Origin of the sequence: Rhodopseudomonas palustris (assembly GCF_003226555.1) — a bacterium.
Taxonomy (GTDB): Bacteria; Pseudomonadota; Alphaproteobacteria; order Rhizobiales; family Xanthobacteraceae; genus Rhodopseudomonas; species Rhodopseudomonas palustris_I.
Window position 1 is genome coordinate 550,211 of sequence record NZ_QKQS01000023.1, and the last position, 22,474, is coordinate 572,684.

A 22,474-nucleotide genomic window follows, 5' to 3' on the forward strand; every position below is an offset into this window, starting at 1 on the left:
CGACGCGCGGAGTACGTCATGAACTGGTTGACCAACGTCGTCCGTCCGAAGATCCGCAACATTCTGCGGCGCGAGACTCCGGAGAACCTCTGGATCAAATGCCCGGATACCGGACAGCTCGTGTTCTACAAGGACGTCGAGCAGAACCAGTTCGTCATCCCGGGCTCCAACTATCACATGCGGATGGGCTCGCTGGCGCGCATGAAGTCGGTCTTCGACAACGAGACCTGGTACGACGTCGCGCTACCCGAAGTCGTGGCCGACCCGCTGAAGTTCCGCGACGAGCGCAAATACGCCGACCGGATCAAGGACGCCCGCACCAAGACCGGCGCCCACGACGCAGTGCGCGTCGGCTTCGGCAAGCTCGAAACCTTTCCGGTCGTGGTCGCGGTGCAGGACTTCGACTTCATGGGCGGCTCGCTCGGCATGGCGGCGGGCGAAGCCATCATCCGCGGCATGGAGCTCGCGGTCGAAAAGCACGCCCCCTTCATCATGTTTGCGGCCTCCGGCGGCGCGCGGATGCAGGAAGGCATCCTGTCGCTGATGCAGATGCCGCGCACCACCGTCGCGGTGCAGATGCTGCGCGAAGCCAAGCTGCCCTACATCGTGGTGCTGACCAATCCGACCACCGGCGGCGTCACCGCCTCCTACGCGATGCTCGGCGACATCCACATCGCCGAACCGGGTGCGCTGATCGGCTTCGCCGGCGCCCGCGTGATCGAACAGACCATTCGCGAGAAGCTGCCGGACGGCTTCCAGCGCGCCGAATATCTCAAGGATCACGGCATGGTCGACATGGTGGTGCATCGCCATGACCTGCGCCCGACCCTGGCTCGGCTGTGCCGGATTTTGACCAAGTCCCCGGCGCTGACGGTCACCACTGCGGTCGAGGCGCCGGCCGAAGCCGTCACCCAGGCCGAGCCGGAGGCCGAAGCCCCCGAACAGAAGACCGCGGCTCCGGCGCCGACCGAGCCGCCGGCCCAGCCGGCCCCGCCGCAGGCGTGAGCGAAGGCTCCGCGCCGCCGGCCTCGCTCGGCGAGTTGCGCGCGCGCCTGGCGCGGCTGCATCCGATCGCGATCGACCTCACGCTCGGGCGGATCGAGCGGCTGCTCGCCGCGCTCGGCGATCCAGAACGCAAGCTGCCGCCGGTGATCCATGTCGCCGGCACCAACGGCAAGGGCTCGACCGTCGCCTTCCTCCGCGCGATTCTCGAAGCCGCAGGACTGAAGGTCCACGCCTACACCTCGCCGCATCTGGTCCGCGTCAACGAGACCATCCGGATCGCCGGCCGGCTGGTTCGCGACGACGAACTGCTGGCGGCGCTGACGGATTGCGAGCGCATCAATGCCGGTGAGCCGATCACGCTGTTCGAGATCGAAACTGCGGCTGCGCTGCGGCTGTTCGCCGAGCATCCCGCCGACGTCACCCTGCTCGAAGTCGGCCTCGGCGGCCGGCTCGACGCCACCAATGTGATCGAGCATCCGCTCGCTTGCGTGCTGACGCCGATCGGGATCGACCACACCGAGTTCTTGGGCCCGACCATCGCCGACATTGCAGCCGAGAAGGCCGGCATCCTGCGCCGCGGCGCACCGGTGATCGTCGCCGAGCAACGCAATGAGGCGATGGAAGTGATCGAACGCGAGGCCAAACGCCTGCGCGCTCCGCTGTTCGCCTGCGGCCAGCAATGGCACGTCCAGCTCGAACACGGCCGGCTCGCTTATCAGGACGAGCGCGGACTGCTCGATCTCGACGCGCCGAAATTGTTCGGCCGGCATCAGATCGACAACGCGGGCCTTGCGATCGCGGCGCTGCGCGCGCAATCGCGGTTCACGATCCCGCAGGACGCCTATCAGGCTGGATTGCAGGCGGCGGAGTGGCCGGCGCGGATGCAGCGGATCACCTCGGGCAAACTGCTCGACGACGCACCGGCCGGCTGCGAGCTGTGGCTCGACGGCGGCCACAATGCCGACGGCGGACGCGTCGCCGCCGCCGCGCTCGGCGATCTGGAAGAGCGGGTGTCGCGACCACTGGTACTGATCGCCGGAATGATGGCCAACAAGGACGCATCCGCGTTCCTCGCCAACTTCACCGGCCTGACGCGGCACCTGATCGCGGTGCCGATCCCGAACCGCGACGGCGCCATGTCGCCGGAAACGCTCGCTGCCGCGGGCCGGAGCCTTGGCCTGCGGGTCGAACTTGCGAGCGATGTTCCGGCGGCGCTGCGGCGGATCGCTTCGCTGTCCTACGAACTGCCGCCGCGTATCCTGATCACCGGATCGTTGTATCTCGCCGGCCATGTGCTGAACCTCAACGGCACGCCGCCGAACTAATCGTTCGGCTCACGCACCCAGCAACTTCATCGGATCGACCTGCTTCTGCCTGAGCTGATCCATCGTGCATTGCCGCGGCGCCTTATCGGGGCGCCAACGGAGCAAGCTGGTGCCGTGGCGAAAGCGGCCGCCGCTGAAGTGATCATAGCAGACTTCGACCACCAGCTTTGGCGCAAGCGGCTGCCACTCCGCCGATCGCGCCGTCGACCACCGGCTCGGCCCACCCGGCGCCTGACCGGTGAAGCCTACGCCGGAGAGTGTTTCGAGCTTGTCGGTGAGCGCCGGTTTCTCGGTGCGCTTCAACGCCGAGGTGAAGCCGACGTGATGCAGCAGGCCGGCCTTATCATAGAGACCGAGCAACAGCGAGCCGACCACCATGCGGCCACCGAGCGTGGAGCTGGCGTAGCGGAAGCCGCCGACGACGCAATCGGCGCTGCGGAATTGCTTGATCTTCTGCATGCCGTCGCGATTGCCGGACTGATAAGCGAGGTCGCGCCGCTTGGCGATCACTCCGTCGGAGCCGCCGCCGGCCTGCGCCAGCCATTTTGCAGCCTGCTTGTTGCTGGTGGTGACCGGCGACAACCGGAACGTAGGATGGCCTTTAAACTGCGCCTTGGCGAAGGCTTCGAGCGCCTCGCGCCGCTTCATCAGCGGCTCCGCCGCCAGCGCATCGTCGCGCGGGCTCGCCAGCAGATCGAACACCAACAGCAGCGCCGGCGTTTCGACCGAGAGCTTCTTCACGCGGCTCGCAGCAGGATGAATCCGCTGCAGCAGTGCGTCGAAAGAGAACGTCCGCCCCTGCGGCACGACGATCTCACCGTCGAGGACGAAGCTTTCAGCCTTCAGCTTCAGCGCCGCTGCAACCAGTTCAGGGAAGTAGCGGGTGAGGTCTTCACCCGACTTCGACCACAGCGCGACATCATCGCCGCTTCGCACGATCAGGCAGCGGAAGCCATCCCATTTCGGCTCGTACTGCCATTCCGGGCCGCTCGGGATGGCATCGACCGAACGCGCCTCCATTGGCTCGATCGGCGCGACACCGGTCATGGCGATGGATGATTTCCGCTTAGCCACAATACGAACCTACTGGTTGCTAATCGCTCCATCCGCGTCATTGCGAGCGTAGCGAAGCAATCCAGTGCGCCGAGCACGGGGCCGGATTGCTTCGTCGCTTCGCTCCTCGCAATGACGAGAGGCCGGAAAAGCAAAACGGCCGGCGGATTGCCGGCCGTCTCAGAACGTTCATGGCGCGTCGGAGTTCAGACCGCGGACGAGATCCACTGCTGCAGCTTGGCCTTCGGCGCGGCGCCGACCTGGCGCGAGGCCATCTCGCCGCCCTTGAAGATCATCAGGGTCGGGATCGACATCACGCCGTACTTCGAGGCGGTGACCGGGCTCTCGTCGACGTTGAGCTTCACGATCTTGACTTTGTCGCCCATCGCCCCGGCGATTTCGTCCAGCGCCGGCGCGATCATGCGGCACGGGCCGCACCACTCGGCCCAGAAGTCCACCACGACAGGCCCCTGGGCGTTGAGAACCTCGTTTTCGAAATCGGCGTCTGACACCTTACCAACGGCCATAGGATACCTCGTGAAACCGGATGAACAGCGGCGGCGGGAATCGCGCCGTGATGACGGGTGAACGTAGGAACGCACCGCGGTGCGGTCAAGCACGGCTCACGGCACCGTCAGATCGGCCTGCTCCGCGTCCAGCGCAAAGGCCGAAATCTCCATGATTTCAGCCGCTTCGGTCCACAGCAGAGCGGCCCGGACGATGCGCTGTGGATAGATCGCAGCGAGCACCGCCCGATAACGGGCAAGCTGGCGGATATAAGTTCTCGGCGCCTCGGCCTCGATCCGTGGCGGGGCGTGGTTGGTCTTGTAGTCGACGATCAGGACCTCAGTCTCGGTCACCACCAGGCGGTCGATCTGGCCGGAGACGAGCACCGGCCCGCCGCGACGCTGCAGCCGGCCGACGATCGGCACTTCGGCGCGGCTGCCGGGGCCGAACACCGCCGCGAATCTGGCATCGGCGATCAGCCCGAGCACCTGCGCGGCGAGCGCACCGCGCTCCTCCTCGCTCCAGTCCACCGCGTTGCGGGCGAGGAACCGGCCTGCCGCCGCGGAGCGATCGCCAGCGGCGATGTCCGGCAACGATTGCAGCAGCCGGTGCACCAGCATGCCGCGCTGCAGCGCGCGGCTGCGGCTGGCGTCGGACTCTCCCGGCCGCAATCGTCGGCGATCGTCCTCCTCGGCATCCGAGGGCCGCAACACCTGTTCGGCGGACGGCAGGCCGGGCGCCGGCCGGCGCAGCCAATCCGGCAGCGACGTGACCGTCGCCTCGCCGCTCGGCACCGCTGCGCCGGTTTCCTCGATCACATCCTCCGGGCGGCAGTAGCGCTTGATCACGCCGTCCGGCGGAACCTGCTGCATCACCAGCCCGGATGATTCCAGCCCCTTGCTGATCAGGTCGTACCAGGAGTGCGGCCGCACCTCGTTGCGGTTGCCCGGCATGCAGCCACCGACGATCAGTCGGTCGGCCGCGCGGGTCATCGCGACATAGAGCAACCGGCGATACTCGTCTTCGGTCTCCTCGATCATCGCGCTACGCGCCTGCTCGACGACGCTCGGATCGTCGGCCTTGCGCCCCGCCCACACCATCGCGGCGACCGAGCCCGGCGCGGCGTTGCCGCCGGGCAGCCGGATCAGGTTGAGCCGCTGGGTGTCGGCCGGCGACGAGGTGGTGTCGATCAGGAACACCACCGGCGCTTCCAGCCCCTTGGCGCCGTGCACGGTCATCACCCGGACTTCGTCGCGCGAGATCTCCATGTCGCGTTTGATCTCGGTGTCGGCCTCGCGCAGCCACGCCATGAAGCCCTGCAGCGACGGCGCCCGCTTCTGTTCGAAGCTCAGCGCCAATTCGAGGAACTCGTCGAGCGCATCATTGGCCTCCGGCCCGAGCCGCCGCAAGATGCGAGCTCGGCCGCTGTCACTACCGTCACCACCGAGCAGCCAGGCGTAGAATCCGAACGGCGTCTCGGCCTGCGCCCGCGCCGCGTAGGTCTCCAACCGGCGCTGCACGGCCGCAAACTTCTGATCGCCCGCGGCATGATCGGCGAGCGCGGCGCGTAGCGAGCCCTTGCGCTGCCAGGCCAGCTTGAACAGGTCGTCGTCATCGAGCCCGAACAATGGGCTCTTCAACGCCACTGCCAGCGCCAGATCGTCCTGCGGCAGCAGCAGCGCGTCGGCGAGATTCATCAGGTCGATGATTGCGATGTGCTCGGTCAGCTTCAGCCGGTCGGCGCCGGCGACCGGAATGCCGCCGCGCTTCAGCGCCTGGATGACCGCGTCGAACGCCGAACCGCGCCGCCGCACCAGGATCAGCACGTCACCATAGCTCAGCGGCCGGCGACGCCCCATCGGACCAGTCTGGGTGCCGCGCGCGATTAGTGCGCCGATTTCGGCCCGCACCTTGTCGGCGAGCCGGACCTCCGGACTGGTTTCCGACACCGCGTCGAACGGCGCCTGCCAGCCTTCGATCTGCGGACGATCGTCGGGAGTTTCCAGCGGCCAAAGATCGATCAGGCTCGGGCCAGCGTCGGCGAGCGATTGATGCAGCGGGTACGCCGAGTCCGCGTGGATACTGCGATAGATCGCCGGATCGCGGAACACGTGATCGACCGACTGCAGGATCGCAGCCCCAGAACGAAACGAGTAGTTGAACGCGACCTTCTCGAAACTCAGCCCGGCGCCGGTGAACCGCCGCTGCAGCAAGTCGCGCCATTCGGCGAACTCTTTCGGCACCGCGCCCTGGAACGAGAAGATCGACTGCTTCTCGTCGCCGACCGCGAAGATGGTGCGCTTGATGCCGTCGCGCGCGCCCTCGCCGGCGGTGAATTCGTCGATCAGCCGCGCCACGATCTTCCACTGCTTCGGCGACGTATCCTGCGCCTCGTCGATCAGCACGTGATCGACGCCGCGGTCGAGCTTGAAATGCACCCAGCCGGCCGCGCCGCTGTCGAGCATCGCCAGCGTCTTGTCGATCAGGTCGTCGTAATCAAGCAGACCACGTTCGCGCTTCTCGCGCGCGATGTTGCCGGCGACCTGCGCGGCGATCACCAGCAGCGCCCGTGTGCGCTCGCGCAAGGCCAGCGCGCGGCGGCGCTCGAGCAGGCCGGCGAGCCGGCTGCCTTCGCGCTGCAGCCGCTCGGCGAGGCCCGGTGCGCCATCGCCGAGTTTCTTGGTGATCAGGCTTTTGCGCAGCCCGCTATCCTTGGTGAAGAACACCTGGAGATAGGCTTCAATCTGCGCCGCGTCGGTGAGCGCCAGCGCCTCGCGCAACCGCCGGGCCTGCGCCTGATCGTTGGCGCTGCCGCCCTCGAACGTCGCTGCGACCGCAGCCCATTCCGATCGCGGCAGGTTCGGCCCATCGACGATGTCGCGATCGGCTGCCTCGCGGGTATCCTCCGGCGCGACGCCGAGCGTGGCGGACAATTGCGCCATCGCGCGTTCGACGCTGCCGGCTTGCGCGATCCAGGCCATGAAGCGATCGCGGCTCATGCAGGCTTCCTGCACCACATCGCGGAAGGTGACGTCGGCGGCACTCGTCATCGCGAACGCCAGCGCACGCCCGGCGTCGCTGTCTGGCGCCGCGGCGGCGCGCAGCAGCACGTCGAGGCTGGCGCGCTGCATCAGTTCGGCCTGATCGCGATCATCCAGCACGCTGAACCGCGCCGGCACGTTGGCCTCGAACGGAAACTGCTGCAGCAACCGGGTGCACAGCGCGTGGATGGTCTGCACCTTCAGCCCGCCGGGCGTCTCCAGCGCGCAGGCGAACAGTTTTCGCGCCTGCGCCAGCAGCGAAGGCCCGACCGCCTTGACGCCGGTGGCGCGGATCGCTTCGGACAGCGCGTCGTCGTCGAGCTTCACCCAGTGGCCGAGCGTCGTGAACACCCGCTCGGCCATGTTGGCGGCCGCCGCCTTGGTGAAGGTGATGCACAGGATGCGCTCCGGCGAGACGCCGTCGAGCAGCAGGCGAATGACGCGCTGGACCAGCACATGGGTCTTGCCGGAGCCGGCATTGGCGGAAACGAACACCGATGCCGATGGATCGGAGGCGATCTCCTGCCGGGCGCGGGCTTCGTTGGGGATGAGGCGGCTCATGACGCCGCGTCTCCGCGGCCACCGGCCGCCGACCATTCCTTGACCCGCGCCAGATCATCATAGGTGCCGTAGCGCTGCGACCACATCGACAGCACCAGCGAGCGATACGGCTGCTTGTCGTCCTCGAAGCGACGGATCAAGCCTTCGAGCTTGGCGCGGGCTTCGTCCGCGGCATCGTCCGGGTGCTGCGGCTCGTCCTTGCGCTCGATCTTCAGTTCGAGCACGCGCTCGTCTCCGGGCGGCGTATTGCCGCTGAGCTTGACGTAAGTCAGCTCGCTCACCGAAGCCGCAGCCGGAATGTCGGCAAAGCCACCGTCGCGCAGGATCGCCGCTTCGAGCGTGAGCTGCGGCGACAGCCCCATCCGCACCTGCTTGCCGGTCGGCGGATGGCCGGTCTTGTAGTCGAGGATCGCGTAGCTGCCGTCGTCGCGCTGCTCGATGCGGTCGGCTCGCGCCGACAATTCGAAATTGCGCTCACCGCTCAGCGGAATCACCAGCGTGCCGCGGCGCTCCGCCTGCACCTGCACGACACCGGTTCGGCGCTGTTGTTCCCACGCACCGAACCAGGTCGCGATCCGCAGGAAACGCGGCCACCACAGCGCGCGCGCCTCGGCATGATCCATCAGCGGCGCAAAGTGCTTCTGGCCGATCTCGCGCAGCGCCGCCACCGGATCGTCCGGCAGCGCGTCCTGATAGCGCTCGGTGAATTCGCCGAGCGCCGCATGGATCGCCGAGCCGCGATCGGCGCCCGACAGCGGCATGTCGACCGGATCGAGCGGCGACAGCCGCAGGATGTATTTGGCGAAGATCGTGTAGGGATCGCGCAGCCAATCCTCGATCGCCGTGACTGGCAGCTTCAGCGGCCGCGCGAGCCGCGGCGGTCTTGGCGCCGGCTGGGCGATCGGTATCACGCTCTCGGGGCGATCCAGTTCGTGCGCGTAGTCGAGATATTTCTGCCCGCGCGCCTTCATCGCCTTCCAGCGGTCCTCGCCGGCGACCGCTTCGAGCCGGTGCAGAAAGCGCGACGCCACTGCCGGCGCGCCGCCGACCTTGGCGGCGTGCGTGATGAACACCTCGTCGGCGCCGAGCGCCTGCGCGAAATCGTGCGCCGACAGGCCGATGCGCCGCTCCGGAAGATCGAGGCCGAGTTCGTGCCGCATCGGGCGGCTCAGCCACGGATCGATCCGCGGCGCCGGCGGCCAGACGCCCTCGACCAGGCCGCCGAGCACGACCCGGTCCTGCTGCGTCAGCCGCGCTTCGAGCGGGCCATAGATGCGGATCGGCGCCTCGGCGAGTTCGGGACGGCGAACGACGCGATCGCCGAACGCGGTCTCGAACACCTCGCCGTAGTCGCGCGCCGCCACCTGCACGCCGCTCGTCGGGCCCACCGCGGCGAGATCGTCGAATGCCCGCAGCAGCGCCGAGCCTTGCGGGCCTTCGAACGCTTCGACGATTCCGTCATGATCGGCCGTCAACGCCTTCAATACGTCGCGATGCCGCGCGCCGATCTCGCACAGGTCGAGCGGACTCGGCCCGAAGGTCTCCAGCGGTGCGAGCGCGGCCTTGAGCTGGGTAACTAGGTCCTGCGCCTCGTCGAGGCTCGGCTCGGACAATCGCGTGCGCGGCTCGGACGGATGCAGTGAGCTCGCCTCGCCGCGCTTCAGCTTGGCGAGCTCGCCCCGGAAGATCGCAAATTCCTTGGCGAGCCCGTCGCAGCCGGCGGGCGGCCGCGGACCGCGCAGCAGCGCCAGCTCCAGAGTCTCGATCGCGCTGCGCCAGCCATGGCCGGCGCGGCCGAGCCGCAGCAGCGGATGCTTGAGCAGCGCCAGCAGCGTCGCCGGCTCGCAGCCTTCGAGTGCCGTCTCGGCCGCAAGCCGCGCGAAAATGCCGGGCTGCGTCTCCATCAGCGAGTCGCCGCCGGAATCGTCGACCGGCAGATGCCAGCGGCCGAGCGCGGCCACCACGCGCCGCGCCAGCGCTCGATCCGGCGTGACCAGCGCCGCCGTCTTGCCCTGCTCACGCGCCTCGCGCAGCACCACCGCAATCGCCAGCGCCTCGGCTTCGGAATTCGGCGCTTCGATCAGCGTCAGCCCATCGGTGCCTTCGCCGATCAGGCGATCGACCTCGGCATCCTTCAGCCGGTCGTGCCACACTGCCGTCGCCGACGACGGCCGCAGCGCCTCGGAGGCGAGCAGTTCGCGGCCGTGCCGGGCCGGCGTGCCGAGCTGCTGCACATCGCGGCGCGCCACCCCCATCCGTTCGAGCAGGCCGTGCATGGCGTATTGCGGATGGTTCGGTGACGGCGGCATCACCAGCTTGCCGTGCTTGTCGCGATGGCCGCCGATCAGATCCCACGCCGCGTCGTCGAGATCGACATCGAGGCCGGGCAGCACCACCGCGCCGTGCGGCAGCCGCGCGATCGCGCTGAGCAGCTTCGCGGTCGCCGGCATCGAGCCGGTCGAGCCGGCGGCGATCACCGGGCCGCTGCGCTGGGTCGCCAGCCGCTGCGCCTCGGCGTCGATCAGCCGGTCGCGCCGCGCCGCCGGTTCGATCCGGTCGGTCTCTTGCAGATATTGCGGCCAAGCGTGGCCGGCGATCTTGAGGAAATCGAGCGTCAGGCTCCAGTAGCGATCGAACGCGTCGGGCACCAGCTTATCGAGGGCGGCCAAGTCGACGCCGCGAGTCGACATGTCGTCGATCAGCCGCGCCAGATCGTCGGCCAGCGCCAGCGCCGAAGCCGGTCCGCCGACCACCAGCGGCGCCTGCGACGGATCGGCCGGCTTCAGCCGCGCCGCCCAGCTCGCAACCAGCTGCGTCAGCAATAGCCGCCGCGGCAAGCCGTCGAGCGCCGGCGCAATCTCTAGTTCGGCGAGCCCCGACGCGGCCTGCGCGAATGCCAGCTCGTCCTCGTCGATGTCGCCGAGCGCGACGATCCGCGGCAGCAGCACCGCATCCATGCCGAGCACATCGAGGAAGATCTCGCGCGCCATCCGGCCGGCGCGCCGTGTCGGCAAATAGAGCGTGGCGTCGGCGAGTCGCTCCGGCGCATGACGCGCTTCGAAGCCCGCGACCAGCCGGCCGTCGACCAGGGCCGCGATGGTCGTGCGCAAGAACGGCGCCGAAGATGGAACGCTGAAAAGGTGCATCGATGTCCTGATTCGCCTTCGCCATCATGGCACGGCAAATCCGGCGAAAGGAGGTGGCCGGCGCGGGCCGGCTTCCTCAGGCGACGCTGGCGAGATAGGCCCGTTCGGCGGCAGCCACAGCGTCCGGCGTGCCGACATGCATCCACACGCCGTCGAGCCGCAGCCCGTGCAGCCGGTGCTCTTGGCCGGCGCGATCGAACATCTTGGTCAGCGAGAATTCGCCCTGCGGCGCGTCCTTGAAGATCGCCGGCGACATGATCGCGGCGCCCGCATAGACGAACGGAACCACCTCGGTTTCCTTGCGTCTGTGCAAGCTGCCGTTGGGGCTCATCGCGAAGTCGCCCTTGCCCGCATAGCCGATGCTGCCCGCGGTCGGCGCCATCAGCAGCAGGATGTCCATCCGCGACGGATCGAACGCTTCGGCGAGCCGCGCCAGATTGGGCCGCACGCCGTCGATCCACATCGTATCGGCATTGAGGTGGTAGAACGGCGCATCGCCGAGCAGCGGCAGCGCCTTGACCACCGCGCCACCGGTGCCGAGCACCTGATCGCGCTCGTCCGAAATGATCACCCGCGGGCTGGTCCGCCCGGCGACATGGTCGATGATCTGGTCCGGCAGATAGTGGACGTTGACGACCGCCTCGGCGACGTCGACCTCGGCCAGACGGTCGAGAACGTGGTCGAGCAGCGGACGGCCGGCGACGGACACCAGCGGCTTCGGCATTTGATCGGTGAGCGGGCGCATCCGCAGGCCGAGACCGGCGGCGAGCACCATGGCTTTGTGGGGACGAACGGTCATGTTCTCCGACTCGGAACGCACCAGGCGGCGCGAATCGATTGTATCACGCTGCTCCGAACGGTCTATCGGAGGCGATCTCTGGGTAGTCGGGGATCATGACGGAGATACGACGCGGAGCGAGCCGCCCGGCCGCATCGGCGAGGCGGCTCAGGCGTTCTCCACCTGCGCGGCCGGGCGCTTCTTTTTCTTGTCGAGGCGCAGGAAGCTGACGCCGATCTGGTCGCCGTTGATCCAGCTCAGTTCGCAACGCCGATAGGCCAGACCGGTCGACGACAGCAGCAGGAAGAACTCCTTGAGGTTGAGTCCTTCGACCGATCCATCGATCGTCAGCTTGGCGCCGAACTCGGAGACGTCCTCGATCGAACAGGGGCGACGCCAGGTGCCGTCAATCGCCATCATCTGTGCGCGCAACCCGCGATCGAATACAACGCGGCCGTCCTTATTGCGTTCGGCAACCATCTCGTCGTCCTTGTTCGGTCTTTGTGGCGCCAGGCCATGCCGCGGCGCCCCGCAAGATTACGGGGGGCCGCGCTAAAGATGGGTAAAAGAAATTCGCAGAATCAGAGCGGTGGCGGAACGTAGTCGCGGTACCACGCCCGGATCTCGGCGAGCGCCGGATGCGCCAGCGAGCGCGCCAGATACGCCCACACCCGCGGCTGATGCTTCAAGTACTGCGGCTTGCCGTCCCGACGGTTGAGCCGGGCGAAAGTTCCCAACAGCCGTGTATTTCGCTGTGCCGACATTACGGCATAGAGCCGTGCGAAACCGGCCGCGTCGAACTCCGGATCGGCGGCGAGCCGCGCTTTGACGTAGCGGCCGAGTAGCGACAGTTCCACCGCTTCGGGCACGTCGATGCGGGCGTCCTGCAACAGCGACACCACGTCGTAGGCGGCCGGGCCCTGCACGGTGTCCTGGAAATCGATGATTCCGACGCGCTCGATGCCGGGCCGATCCTCCAGCCAGATCAGATTCGGCGAGTGATAATCGCGCAGCACCCAGGTCCGCTGCTCGGCCGCGATGCCCGCCAGCAGCTTGCGCCACAGCGCGACGAATTCGGCGCGCTGCACCTCGGTCGGCGGCGCGCCGCGGTCGGGCAGATACCATTCCGGCATCAAACCGACCTCGATCATCATCGCGTCTTCGTCGAAGATCGGCACCGCGTAGCTCTCGCGTGCCGACAACGGCAAATGATCCGGCAGCGGCTTGGCGTGCAGTGCCGCCAGCATCTCGGTCGCGGCCTGATAACGCGCCACAACCGGCGCCGGCGGATCTCCTTCGACGAAGCCGACGCTGCCGAGATCCTCGGTGATCAGGAAGCCGGCGTCGAGATCGGCATGATGAATCGCGGGCGCCGAAAACCCGCGCTCCCGCAGCCCCTGAGCAATCGCAACGAACGGCCGGACGTCTTCGGCCAGATGCACGGCCGCGCTGTAGCTCTTGCCGGCATAGAGCGCGGGGCCATCCGGACGGCGCGGCGCGTTCATCAGAATGACGCTCTCAGTGCCGCGTTGCAGCCGCGCGTAGGAGCGTGTCGAGGCATCGCCCGGCATGTGAAGGCGCTCGGCATCGGCGTAGCCGGCGGTCTCGATGAAGCTGCGCAGCGCGGCGAGCCGTTCGACCTGCTTCACGGCCTTGCCGTGGCCGGTGATTTCCGCGGCACGCGCCGACGGGCCGAGCGCCGGGCGGTGGCTGAGCGCGATGTCGATGCGGTCTTCCGGCAGCTCCGACGCGGCGCGCTCGGGCCACTCGATCAGCGCGACGGTGCCGTCCGGCAGCGGCGACAGCCCGATCTCTTCCAGCTCGGACGGATCCTCGACGCGATACAGATCCGCATGCAGCAGCGGATACGGCGGCAGATCGTAAGTCTGCACCAGCGTGAACGTCGGGCTCGGTACTTCCAGCGCGTCGTCGGCCGCGAGATAGCGGATCATCGCCCGTGCCGCGGCAGTCTTGCCGGCGCCGAGATCGCCGGACAGCGTCACGACGTCGCCCGGGCCGATCAGTAGCGCCACCTCGGCCATCAGCCGCGCGGTCGCGAACTCGCTCGCGAGCGCGACCGAGAATGTCGCCGCCGCGCTCATTCGGCCGCGTGACGTTGGGCGACCGGCTCGATCGGAAACTCGCAGGTCACCGAGGTGCCACGGCCGACCGCCGATTCAACCTGGACTTTGCCGCCGTGCAGCTCGACGAACGAGCGCACCAGCGACAGGCCAAGCCCGGCGCCGCGATGCCGCGAGCCCTGCGGATCGCTCTCGAACAGATCGAACATCTTCTCCTTGAACGCCGGCGCGATGCCGGGCCCGGCGTCGGTGACGGTGAACGCCACCCGGGAGTCACCCTTGCGGACCGTCAGCCGCACCGTCCCCTGCGCGGGCGAGAAATCGATCGCATTGGCGAGCAGATTGTACAGCACCTGCACGACCCGACGCTCGTCACCGACGAAGCTGTCGATCGCCGGATCGACGTCGATCTGCAGCGCGATCTGATCGCGCGCCAGCCGGTCCTGAATCCCTTCGGCAGCGGCGTCGATCGTCTTGCGGATGGCGATCGGCCCGAGATTGAGCGTCATCGCCCCGGCGTCGATACTGGCGAGATCGAGGATGTTGTTGATGATCGCCATCAGCGCGTTGGTCGAGGTGGTGATGTAGTTCACGTACTCGGCCTGCTTGTCGGTGAGCGGCCCTGTCGAGGAATCGCTGAGGAAGTGCGCGAAGCCGATGATCGTGGTCAGCGGCGATCGCAGCTCGTAGGAAACGTGGTGGACGAAGTCGATCTTGATCCGATCGGCCGTCTCCAGCGCTTCGTTGCGCTCGCGCAGCGCGCGCTCGACGTTCTCGGTGTCGGTGAGGTCCTGGAACGTCAGCATCGTGGCGCCGTCGGGCAGCGGCATGGTCTTGCAGGCCAGCACGCTACCGTCCTTGCGCTCGAGCTTGAGCAGGACGTGGCGACGATCGTCGATGCCGGTGATGGCGCCGCGCAGCGCCTGCCAGAACACGTCGTCGTCGAACAGCGGCCGGCACCACTCCTCGATCGCCTCGATGTGCGGCTGGCTCTGCAGTGCCTCGGCAGACAGGTTCCACATCCGCGCGAACGGCGGATTGAACAGCTGCGCGCAGCCGTTGGAGCCGAACACCGCGACCGCTTCGGAGAGGTTGTCGAGCGTCTCGCGCTGGACGTCGATCAGGCCGCCATAGCGGCGCTGGAGGTCGAGGCTTTCGGTAACGTCGTCGAACAGATAGGTGACGCCACCTTCGGGATTCGGCGTGGTGACGATGCTGACGGCGCGGCCGTCCGGCAGATACCAGACGTCCTTTTCGGCTTCGACCGCCCGATAGGCTTCGTGCAGCTTGTTCTTCCACGCCTTGAAATCACGTTCTTCCGGCAGCTTGCGCTCGGCGCGCAGCCGGTCGAGCACCGTGGAATCGTCGGGATGGCTGTCGAGGAAGATGCGGTCGAGATCCCACAGCTTGCGATAGGAATCGTTGTAGAATTTCAGCCGGCGCTGGGCGTCGAACACAGCGACACCGGACGAAAGCTGATCGAGCGTGCGCCGATGCGCATCCGCCATTCGCTCCAGCGCGGCGCCGAGCGCGGCGGTTTCGGTGGCGTCGACCGCGATGCCGGCGCTGCCGCCGGGCACCTTGAGCGCCCGCACGTCGAAATAGCGGCGCTCGCCGCCGACCACGATCGGCAGCCGGCCGGTGAATTCGGCGCTGTCGCCGAGCGAGCGGGCCAGAGCGGCGCGGTCGCTGCTATCGAGCAATTCGAGATTGCGGCCGATCGCGTCCGCCGCGTCGCTGGCATCGGTCGCGCTCGCGTAGGCGTCGTTGGCGAAGCTAAGCGTGCCGTCGGAGCGGCGGGTCCAGATCGGCCACGGCGCGGCGGTGGCGAAGCCGCGCAGCATCTCGGTCTCTTCCTGCAACGCCTTGAAGCGGCGGGTCATGTCGGCGAGATCGCGGCGCACGCCGCTCAGTTCACGAATGCGGACGACGGCCTGGCCGCCGACGGCGCGGCCCATCGCCTCGATCGACCGCCCATTCGAGGTGACCAGCTGCAGCAGGAAGCCTTCGCCCTTGTCGAGCAGCGCGTCGACCGCATGGTCCATCTGCAGCGCCGGCTCGGGCGGCAGCCAGGTGCCGAACGCGAGGATCCGCTGCGACGGGCGGTTCTGGGCGTCCGCCGGCAGAAACAAGTCAGTGTCGCCACTGATCTGCGGCCGGCTCTCACCCGCGCTCCAGGAGACCAGCACCTGGGGCTCTGCGAACAGCAGCGCCTGGAAGCGATCGGACTCCGCCTGCAGCCCGTTGAGATCGGTGCGTAGCGCAGCTTCGCGCTCGAGCGCGCGCTGCCGCGTCCGGACCAGCACGATCGCCGCCATCACCGAAAAGCCCAGCGCCGCGAGCGCGACGATCAGCGTCATCATCTCGTGGCGATTGAGGTCGAGCAGCAGCGACGAGGTGACGACGGCCAGGCGATCGTCTGCGGCTCGCGCCGGCGACGACACGACCATCACGGCCGTCCCAGCCAAACCATGCACCAGCGACGTGCATGACAGACTGGTCCGACGTATGGACCCCAATACGCCTGACATCGATTGCCCCAAACCGCACGGCGCAACTGACAAGCCGCACCATAGCCGAATCAAGGGACATTATCGCCATCGCGACTCGGGGGGTAAGAGTCCAGACCGTGAACGGAGGCGCGACCGTTCGTAAACGGACGGTTTATATTTTCCGGCACGGATTCCGACCGTGCTTGACACTAAATCTAGTTGAGTCGCGGAAGTATCACCTCAATGCGGAGCCGCTACTCAACGACCGGTCGAGCCGAAGCCGCCGGAGCCGCGGCCGCTTTCCGGCAGCGCGTCGACCACGACGAATTGAGCGCGGCTGACCGGCGCGATCACCATCTGGGCGATACGCTCGCCGCGGCAGATGGTGAAGGGCTCGGTGCCGTGATTGATCAGCAGCACACCGATCTCGCCGCGATAATCGGCATCGATCGTACCCGGCGCGTTCAATACAGTGACGCCGTGCTTGGCGGCGAGCCCCGAACGCGGCCGCACCTGGGCCTCGTAGTTTTCCGGGAGCGCGATCGTGAGCCCGGTCGGCACCAGCACATAGCGGCCGGGCTGCAGCGTCGACGGCGCGCCCTGCGGAACCGCCGCGATCAGATCGAGCCCGGCGGCGTTCGCCGTCTGATAGTCCGGCAGCGGCAGCCCTTCGCCATGCGGCAGATGGCGAATCGAAACGGTGATCACTTGGCTCATGCTGGAACTGCCATTGCTTGGGCGATCCGCGCCACCAGCGCGGACGCGACTTCATCTTTGGTCATCAGCGGCCATGATTCGAGATCGGTGGCGGCGCCGTGGCGCATCAGCAGATGCACGGTGTTGCGGTCTCCGCCCATCACGCCGGTGGCCGGCGACACATCGTTGGCGACGATCCAGTCGCAGCCCTTGCGGGCGAGCTTGGCGGTGGCGTTGTCGATCAGGTTCTCGGTCTCGGCCGCAAACCCGACCACCAGCGGCGGCCGCCCTTCTGTCAGCTTCGAGATCGTGGCGAGGATGTCGGGATTCTCGGTGAGCTGCAACGGCGGCGGCCCGCCGGCGCCCTTCTTCAGCTTCTGCATCCCTTCGCTGGCGACGCGCCAGTCCGCCACCGCGGCGGCGAAGATCGCCACATCGGCCGGCAGCGCGGATCGCACGGCTTCAAGCATCTCGCGCGCCGACTCCACACGGGTGCAGACGACGCCGGCCGGCGCCCGCAGGTCGACAGGACCCGAGATGAGCGCCACCTCGGCACCCGCGGCAACCGCCGCAGCCGCGATCGCGTAGCCCTGTTTGCCGGAGGAACGATTGGCGATGTAGCGCACCGGATCGATCGGCTCGTGGGTCGGCCCTGCGGTGATCAACACCCGCTTGCCGCGCAGCGGCTTCGGCGGCTGCGGCCGCCACAGCGCTTCGGCCGCGGCCGCGATCTCGGTCGGCTCCGCCATCCGGCCGACGCCGGCCTCACCCCGCTCGGCCATCTCGCCGGCATTGGGGCCGATCATCGCGACGCCGTCCTGTTTGAGCTGAGCGACGTTGCGCCGGGTCGCGGCGTTGTTCCACATCAGCGGGTTCATCGCCGGCGCCAGCAGGATCTGGCGGTTGGTGGCGAGCAGGATCGCGGTCGCAAGATCATCGGCATGGCCGCCGGCGAGCTTGGCCATCAGGTCGGCGGTCGCCGGCGCGACCACGATCAGATCGCAGTCGCGGGCCAGACGAATATGCCCGGCGTCGAACTCGCTCGCGGGGTCGAACAGATCGGTGTAGCAGCGCTGATGCGACAGCGCGCTCGCGGTCAGCGGCGTGACGAACTGCTGGGCCGCCTTGGTCAGCACCACGCGAACGTCCGCGCCGCGCTCCTTGAGCCGGCGGATCAGGTCCATCGCCTTGTAGGCCGCGATGCCACCGCCGACGATCAGCGTCACCCGCGCGCCACCCGGCTGCGGCTGGGGACAAGCGCCGTCCGACGGATCGTCGGACATAGGGACTGACGGAACGGAAGGCTCGGCCGAGGAGGTCTCCGCGAAGCCCAGGCGCTTGTGGCAGGCATCGCGCAGGATCACCCGAACCTCGTCCTCCATCGAGCGGCCATTGGCGGCCGCGCGCTGGCGAAGTTCGGCTTTGAGGACGTCGTCGAGCTTGCGGATCGTCAGATTGGCCATGCGGAAAGGCTAATCGACGCTGGCATTGCATTCAAGACATGAACGCAATGCGATCAGATCATTCGTGACAGCGCGATCAGCACCCCGATGAAGGTGGCGGCGATCACCCACAGCGCCACCGTCCGGCCGCGGGTCCGGCCGCGCTCGTTGCGGCCAATCGCAGCGATGGTCTCCGGCGCCAGCACCAGGCCGTCCTTGGTCATGACCTCGAGCTGGTTCAGCACCGTAACAGCGCGCGACACGATGGTCGGCAGGCTGCTCAAAGTGTGGCCCAGTTCGCCGGCGCCGGCGAGCGCGCCCTCGACCTTGCCGATCGGACCGAGGTTGCGCTGGATCCACTCGCGCACCACCGGATCGGCGACCTTCCAGATGTCGAGCTTGGGATCGAACGACCGCGCCACGCCTTCGACCACCACCATGGTCTTCTGCAGCAGGATCAGCTCCGGCCGGGTCCGCATGTCGAACAGGCCGGTGACCTCGAGCAGCAGCGTCAGCAGCTTGGCCATAGAGATTTCTTCGGCGGTGCGATTGTGGATCGGCTCGCCGATCGCACGGATCGCCTGCGCGAAATTCTCGACCGAATGATGCGGCGGCACGTAGCCGGCCTCGAAATGCACCTCGGCGACGCGCCGATAGTTGCGGGTAATGAAGCCGAGCAGGATTTCGGCGAGGAAGCGCCGCTCCTTCGGCAGCAGCCGTCCCATGATGCCGAAATCGACCGCCACCAGCTTGCCGTCGCGATCCAGGAACAGATTGCCCGGATGCATATCGGCGTGGAAGAAGCCGTCGCGCAGCGCATGGCGCAGGAAGCTCTGGATCACCTTGCGGCCGAGCTCGACAGTGTCGACGTCGGCGTCCTTGAGACGGGCGTGATCGTTCAGCGGGATGCCGTCGATCCACTCCATCGTCAGCACGTTATGGCTGGTGCGGTCCCAATCGACTGTGGGGACGCGGAAGTCCGGATCGTCCTTGGTGTTCTCCGCCATCTCGGACGCAGCGGCTGCTTCCAGTCGCAGATCCATCTCCATGGCGACCGAGCGCGACATCGTATTGATGACTTCGACCAGCCGCAGCCGCCGCGCTTCGGCGGAGTACAGCTCGGCCTTCTCGGCGACGTAGAAGAAATCGGACAGGTCGCGCCTGAACCGCGACGACACGTTCGGCCGCAGCACCTTGACGGCGACCTGCTTGCGCACCCCGTCGACCTCGACTTCGCCGCGATGCACCTGGGCGATCGAAGCCGCCGCCACCGGCGGGCTGAGGCTGATGAACAGCTCGCGCAGCGGACGCTCCAGCGATGTCGCGATCGCTTGTTCGGCTTCGTCCTGGGAGAACGGCGGCAGCCGATCCTGCAGGCTTTCGAGATCGCGTGCCATCGCCACGCCGACGACGTCGGGGCGGGTGGCGAGGAATTGGCCGAGCTTGAGATAGGCTGGGCCAAGCCGGGTCAGCGCCCGCGTCAGCCGCGCCCCGGACTTGGCACCGCGGCGCTCGATCAGGCGCGCCAGCCGCACCGGCACCTGGCCGGCCGGCGGAATCAGCCCCGGATCGACCACGCCGAACACGCCCTCGCGCGCGAACACGAAGGCGGCGCGGCCGAGCCGCGCCACATGAGTGAGTGCTGCGATCACAAACGCCAGCCCGAATGCAGCGCGACGATGCCGCCGCTCATCACCTGCCAGTTGGCGCGCGCAAAGCCGGCGTCACGCATCATCTCGGCGAAGTCGTAGGGCTTGGGGAATTTGCGGATCGATTCGACCAGATACTGGTAGCTGTCGGCATCGCCGGTGACGACGCGGCCGATCTCCGGAATCACCCTGAACGAGAACAGATCGTACAATTTGGACAGGCCCGGCACGTCGACCGAGGAAAACTCCAGGCACAGGAAGCGGCTGCCCGGCTTCAGCACCCGATAGGCTTCCTTCAGCGCCAGATCGATCTGCGGCACGTTCCGGATGCCGAACGCGATGGTGTAGGCGTCGAAGCTGCGGTCTTCGAATTGCAGGCTCTCGGCGTTGCCCTCGACGAAATCGACCTTGTCGTCGAGATGGCGCTCAACCGCGCGCTGGCGGCCGACTTCGAGCATATCGGTGTTGATGTCGCAGACGGTGGCGTGGAAGCCGGCACCAGAGGCCTTGGCGGCACGGAACGAGATGTCGCCGGTGCCGCCGGCCACGTCGAGCAACCGGAACGGCGTGTCGTCACGCGGCGGGTTGAGGGTCGTGATCATCACGTCCTTCCACAACCGGTGCATGCCGCCGGACATCAGATCGTTCATCAGGTCGTAGCGGCTGGCGACGCTGTGAAACACGTCGTTGACCAGCGTCTGCTTCTCGTCCAGCGGAACGTCGCGATAGCCGAAATGCGTGGTCTCGCTCGGCTGGGTCATGTCCTTCATCGTCGGTACCTTTGTGCGGCGGACCATAGCGTGCCCGCTTGGAGAGCGCTACAACGCAGCCCATACGACGGCCGAGCGCCTTGGTCAAAGGCGGCGTCGGTCAATTCGGAGGGCCATCATGGCGACAGGCTTCAAGCGGGTGACCCCGACATTGAGAATGTTCGACACTGCCAAGGCGCGGGAATTCTATCTCGATTTTCTGGGATTCAGCGTCGTATTCGAACACCGCTTCGAGCCGGCGCTGCCACTGTTCATGCGGGTGCGGCTGGACGAGGCAGAACTGAACCTGAGCGAGCACCACGGCGACGCCTCGCCCGGCGCCAGCGTCACCATCGCCACGAGCGGCCTGGCGGAGTATCGGGCCGTCCTCCTTGCCAAAGCCTATGGCTATGCACGCCCGGGACTGGTGAACCAGCCGTGGGGCGATACCACGATGACCGTCACCGATCCATTCTTCAATCGTCTGATCTTCAGCGAGAGCCTGGGGCACGAGCGGGACTAGACGCGTCATGCCCGAACTGCCCGAAGTCGAAACCGTCCGGCTCGGCCTGCAGCCGGCCATGGAGGGATTCCGGATCGAGCGGGCGACGGCGAACCGCGGCGATCTGCGGTTTCCGTTCCAGGCCGACTTTGTCGCGCGGCTCAATGGGCAGACCATTACCGGGCTGGGGCGGCGGGCGAAATATCTGCTGGCGGACCTGTCGTCCGGCGACGTGCTGCTGATGCATCTCGGCATGTCCGGCTCGTTCCGCGTCGTCACCGAAGCTGGCGCGGCGACGCCCGGCGAGTTTCACCATCCGCGCAGCGAGGACCGCACCCACGACCACGTCGTGTTCGAGATGTCGAGCGGCGCCCGAGTGATCTTCAACGATCCGCGCCGCTTCGGCTTCATGAAGATCTTTCCGCGCGCCGCCATCGACGACGAGCCGCATCTCAAGGGCCTCGGCCCCGAGCCGCTCGGCAACGCCTTCGACGCCGCGATGCTGGCGCAGGCCTGCGCCGGCAAATCGACCAGCCTCAAGGCTGCGCTGCTCGACCAGCGCGTCGTCGCCGGGCTCGGCAACATCTATGTCTGCGAGGCGCTGTTTCGCGCGCACCTGTCACCGAAGCGCAAAGCCTCGACCCTGGCCAATCGCAAAGGCGAGCCGACCGACCACGCGGTGCGGCTGACGGAAGCGATCCGCGAGGTGCTGGGCGAGGCGATCAAGGCCGGCGGCTCGTCGCTGCGCGACCATCGCCAGACAAGCGGCGAACTCGGTTACTTCCAGCACTCGTTCAAAGTCTACGACCGCGAAGGCGAGCCGTGCCCGAGCTGCGGCGGCACGGTGCAGCGCTTCGTGCAAAACGGCCGATCGACATTCTGGTGCCCGAAGTGCCAGAAGTAGACAGAGTTCCGTGCAACAAGCGGTCCCAACCGGTCCAAAAATCCCGCCAGATCAAACCGTTGCAATGACCGGGCCGGTTCGGGATTTGATTCTGTTGTCGTTGAAACCAAGTACCTTGTACGGTATTGTGTGTACTGAAGCGATAGATCGGTTGGAAAAGCGCTTCCCCGCCAAGTTCTCTTGGTCCACGCGTGAGCGAGATAGACCAAACGGCCAAAGTGGAAACCGAAACGAGACCTCCCTTCGGGGAGGTCTTTTTCGTTTCAACGTGGCGCGAACCTGACCGGCTGGTTGGCCAAGATCTTATACGCCAGGATCACGAAGCGAATGCTGTTCGGACGTCTGCTGACATTCGAGCGTGTTTCAGCGAGGTGCGCGCTTTCGACCGTCAGGCGCAAATCGGCCTCGGCGTTGTTGGCGGCTCTTTGAAGCATAAAATAGATCTCATAAGGCCGCCTCTCCAGCTCGAGCCGAACCACGTATACGTAGTTGCGACGTTGCGAGGTCTGGTGAACCTTGCTGCTTGGCAGAGCTTCCATCAGC

The 22,474-nt window shown here is 67.1% G+C and carries 17 protein-coding genes; 4 read left to right on the forward strand and 13 right to left on the reverse strand.

The window, feature by feature from the left end:
* The first annotated feature begins 18 nt into the window (after positions 1 to 18).
* Positions 19 to 1,005: an acetyl-CoA carboxylase, carboxyltransferase subunit beta gene (gene accD, locus DNX69_RS15100; RefSeq protein WP_110786778.1), complete on the forward strand. Its 987-nt coding sequence runs from the start codon at positions 19 to 21 to the stop codon at positions 1,003 to 1,005.
* The gene (locus DNX69_RS15105) at positions 1,002 to 2,330 is read left to right on the forward strand and encodes a bifunctional folylpolyglutamate synthase/dihydrofolate synthase (RefSeq protein WP_110786779.1); all 1,329 of its coding nucleotides are present in this window, start codon (positions 1,002 to 1,004) and stop codon (positions 2,328 to 2,330) included. Before accD ends, DNX69_RS15105 begins: the two co-directional genes overlap by 4 nt.
* Positions 2,331 to 2,339: 9 nt before the next feature.
* Here the strand turns inward: DNX69_RS15105 and DNX69_RS15110 are convergent, their stop codons facing one another.
* The 12 genes from DNX69_RS15110 to ubiE form a co-directional block, all read right to left on the reverse strand.
* The gene (locus DNX69_RS15110) at positions 2,340 to 3,377 is read right to left on the reverse strand and encodes an ATP-dependent DNA ligase (protein ID WP_110786780.1); all 1,038 of its coding nucleotides are present in this window, start codon (positions 3,375 to 3,377) and stop codon (positions 2,340 to 2,342) included.
* 212 nt (positions 3,378 to 3,589) lie between these two features.
* Positions 3,590 to 3,910 carry a thioredoxin gene (gene trxA, locus DNX69_RS15115; protein WP_110786781.1) on the reverse strand — a complete coding sequence of 107 codons (321 nt, stop codon included), beginning with the start codon at positions 3,908 to 3,910 and terminating at the stop codon, positions 3,590 to 3,592.
* 96 nt (positions 3,911 to 4,006) lie between these two features.
* Positions 4,007 to 7,492, reverse strand: a complete 3,486-nt coding sequence (gene addA, locus DNX69_RS15120) for a double-strand break repair helicase AddA (RefSeq protein WP_110787639.1) — start codon at positions 7,490 to 7,492, stop codon at positions 4,007 to 4,009.
* Positions 7,489 to 10,638, reverse strand: a complete 3,150-nt coding sequence (addB, locus tag DNX69_RS15125; protein WP_110786782.1) for a double-strand break repair protein AddB — start codon at positions 10,636 to 10,638, stop codon at positions 7,489 to 7,491. Before addB ends, addA begins: the two co-directional genes overlap by 4 nt.
* A 76-nt stretch (positions 10,639 to 10,714) precedes the next feature.
* Positions 10,715 to 11,437 (reverse strand): nucleotidyltransferase family protein, encoded by a 723-nt coding sequence (locus tag DNX69_RS15130; protein ID WP_110786783.1) that lies wholly within the window; start codon positions 11,435 to 11,437, stop codon positions 10,715 to 10,717.
* Between the two features lie 147 nt (positions 11,438 to 11,584).
* Positions 11,585 to 11,896, reverse strand: coding sequence for a PilZ domain-containing protein (locus tag DNX69_RS15135; protein WP_110786784.1), 312 nt, complete (start codon positions 11,894 to 11,896; stop codon positions 11,585 to 11,587).
* A gap of 101 nt (positions 11,897 to 11,997) precedes the next feature.
* The gene (gene tsaE, locus DNX69_RS15140; RefSeq protein ID WP_110786785.1) at positions 11,998 to 13,518 is read right to left on the reverse strand and encodes a tRNA (adenosine(37)-N6)-threonylcarbamoyltransferase complex ATPase subunit type 1 TsaE; all 1,521 of its coding nucleotides are present in this window, start codon (positions 13,516 to 13,518) and stop codon (positions 11,998 to 12,000) included.
* A complete protein-coding gene (locus DNX69_RS15145; RefSeq protein WP_110786786.1) occupies positions 13,515 to 16,028 on the reverse strand; it encodes a sensor histidine kinase in 2,514 nt (837 codons plus the stop codon). Before DNX69_RS15145 ends, tsaE begins: the two co-directional genes overlap by 4 nt.
* A 219-nt stretch (positions 16,029 to 16,247) precedes the next feature.
* Complete coding sequence (gene dut, locus DNX69_RS15150) at positions 16,248 to 16,706, reverse strand: dUTP diphosphatase (RefSeq protein WP_110786787.1); 459 nt, start codon at positions 16,704 to 16,706, stop codon at positions 16,248 to 16,250.
* The gene (gene coaBC, locus DNX69_RS15155) at positions 16,703 to 18,148 is read right to left on the reverse strand and encodes a bifunctional phosphopantothenoylcysteine decarboxylase/phosphopantothenate--cysteine ligase CoaBC (RefSeq protein ID WP_110786788.1); all 1,446 of its coding nucleotides are present in this window, start codon (positions 18,146 to 18,148) and stop codon (positions 16,703 to 16,705) included. The genes dut and coaBC overlap by 4 nt, the downstream gene beginning before the upstream one ends.
* A gap of 53 nt (positions 18,149 to 18,201) precedes the next feature.
* Positions 18,202 to 19,779: a 2-polyprenylphenol 6-hydroxylase gene (gene ubiB / locus DNX69_RS15160; RefSeq protein WP_110786789.1), complete on the reverse strand. Its 1,578-nt coding sequence runs from the start codon at positions 19,777 to 19,779 to the stop codon at positions 18,202 to 18,204.
* Positions 19,776 to 20,537, reverse strand: coding sequence for a bifunctional demethylmenaquinone methyltransferase/2-methoxy-6-polyprenyl-1,4-benzoquinol methylase UbiE (gene ubiE, locus DNX69_RS15165; protein WP_110787640.1), 762 nt, complete (start codon positions 20,535 to 20,537; stop codon positions 19,776 to 19,778). The genes ubiB and ubiE overlap by 4 nt, the downstream gene beginning before the upstream one ends.
* A 127-nt stretch (positions 20,538 to 20,664) precedes the next feature.
* On the opposite strand from ubiE, the gene DNX69_RS15170 reads away from it, so the two are divergent.
* Together DNX69_RS15170 and mutM are read left to right on the forward strand one after the other, a co-directional pair.
* Positions 20,665 to 21,048 carry a glyoxalase superfamily protein gene (locus DNX69_RS15170; protein WP_110786790.1) on the forward strand — a complete coding sequence of 128 codons (384 nt, stop codon included), beginning with the start codon at positions 20,665 to 20,667 and terminating at the stop codon, positions 21,046 to 21,048.
* A gap of 7 nt (positions 21,049 to 21,055) precedes the next feature.
* Complete coding sequence (gene mutM, locus DNX69_RS15175; RefSeq protein ID WP_110786791.1) at positions 21,056 to 21,931, forward strand: bifunctional DNA-formamidopyrimidine glycosylase/DNA-(apurinic or apyrimidinic site) lyase; 876 nt, start codon at positions 21,056 to 21,058, stop codon at positions 21,929 to 21,931.
* A 263-nt stretch (positions 21,932 to 22,194) separates the two neighbouring features.
* Here mutM and DNX69_RS15180 read toward each other — a convergent pair whose 3' ends face one another.
* Positions 22,195 to 22,470: a hypothetical protein gene (locus DNX69_RS15180; RefSeq protein WP_110786792.1), complete on the reverse strand. Its 276-nt coding sequence runs from the start codon at positions 22,468 to 22,470 to the stop codon at positions 22,195 to 22,197.
* Positions 22,471 to 22,474 lie beyond the last annotated feature (4 nt).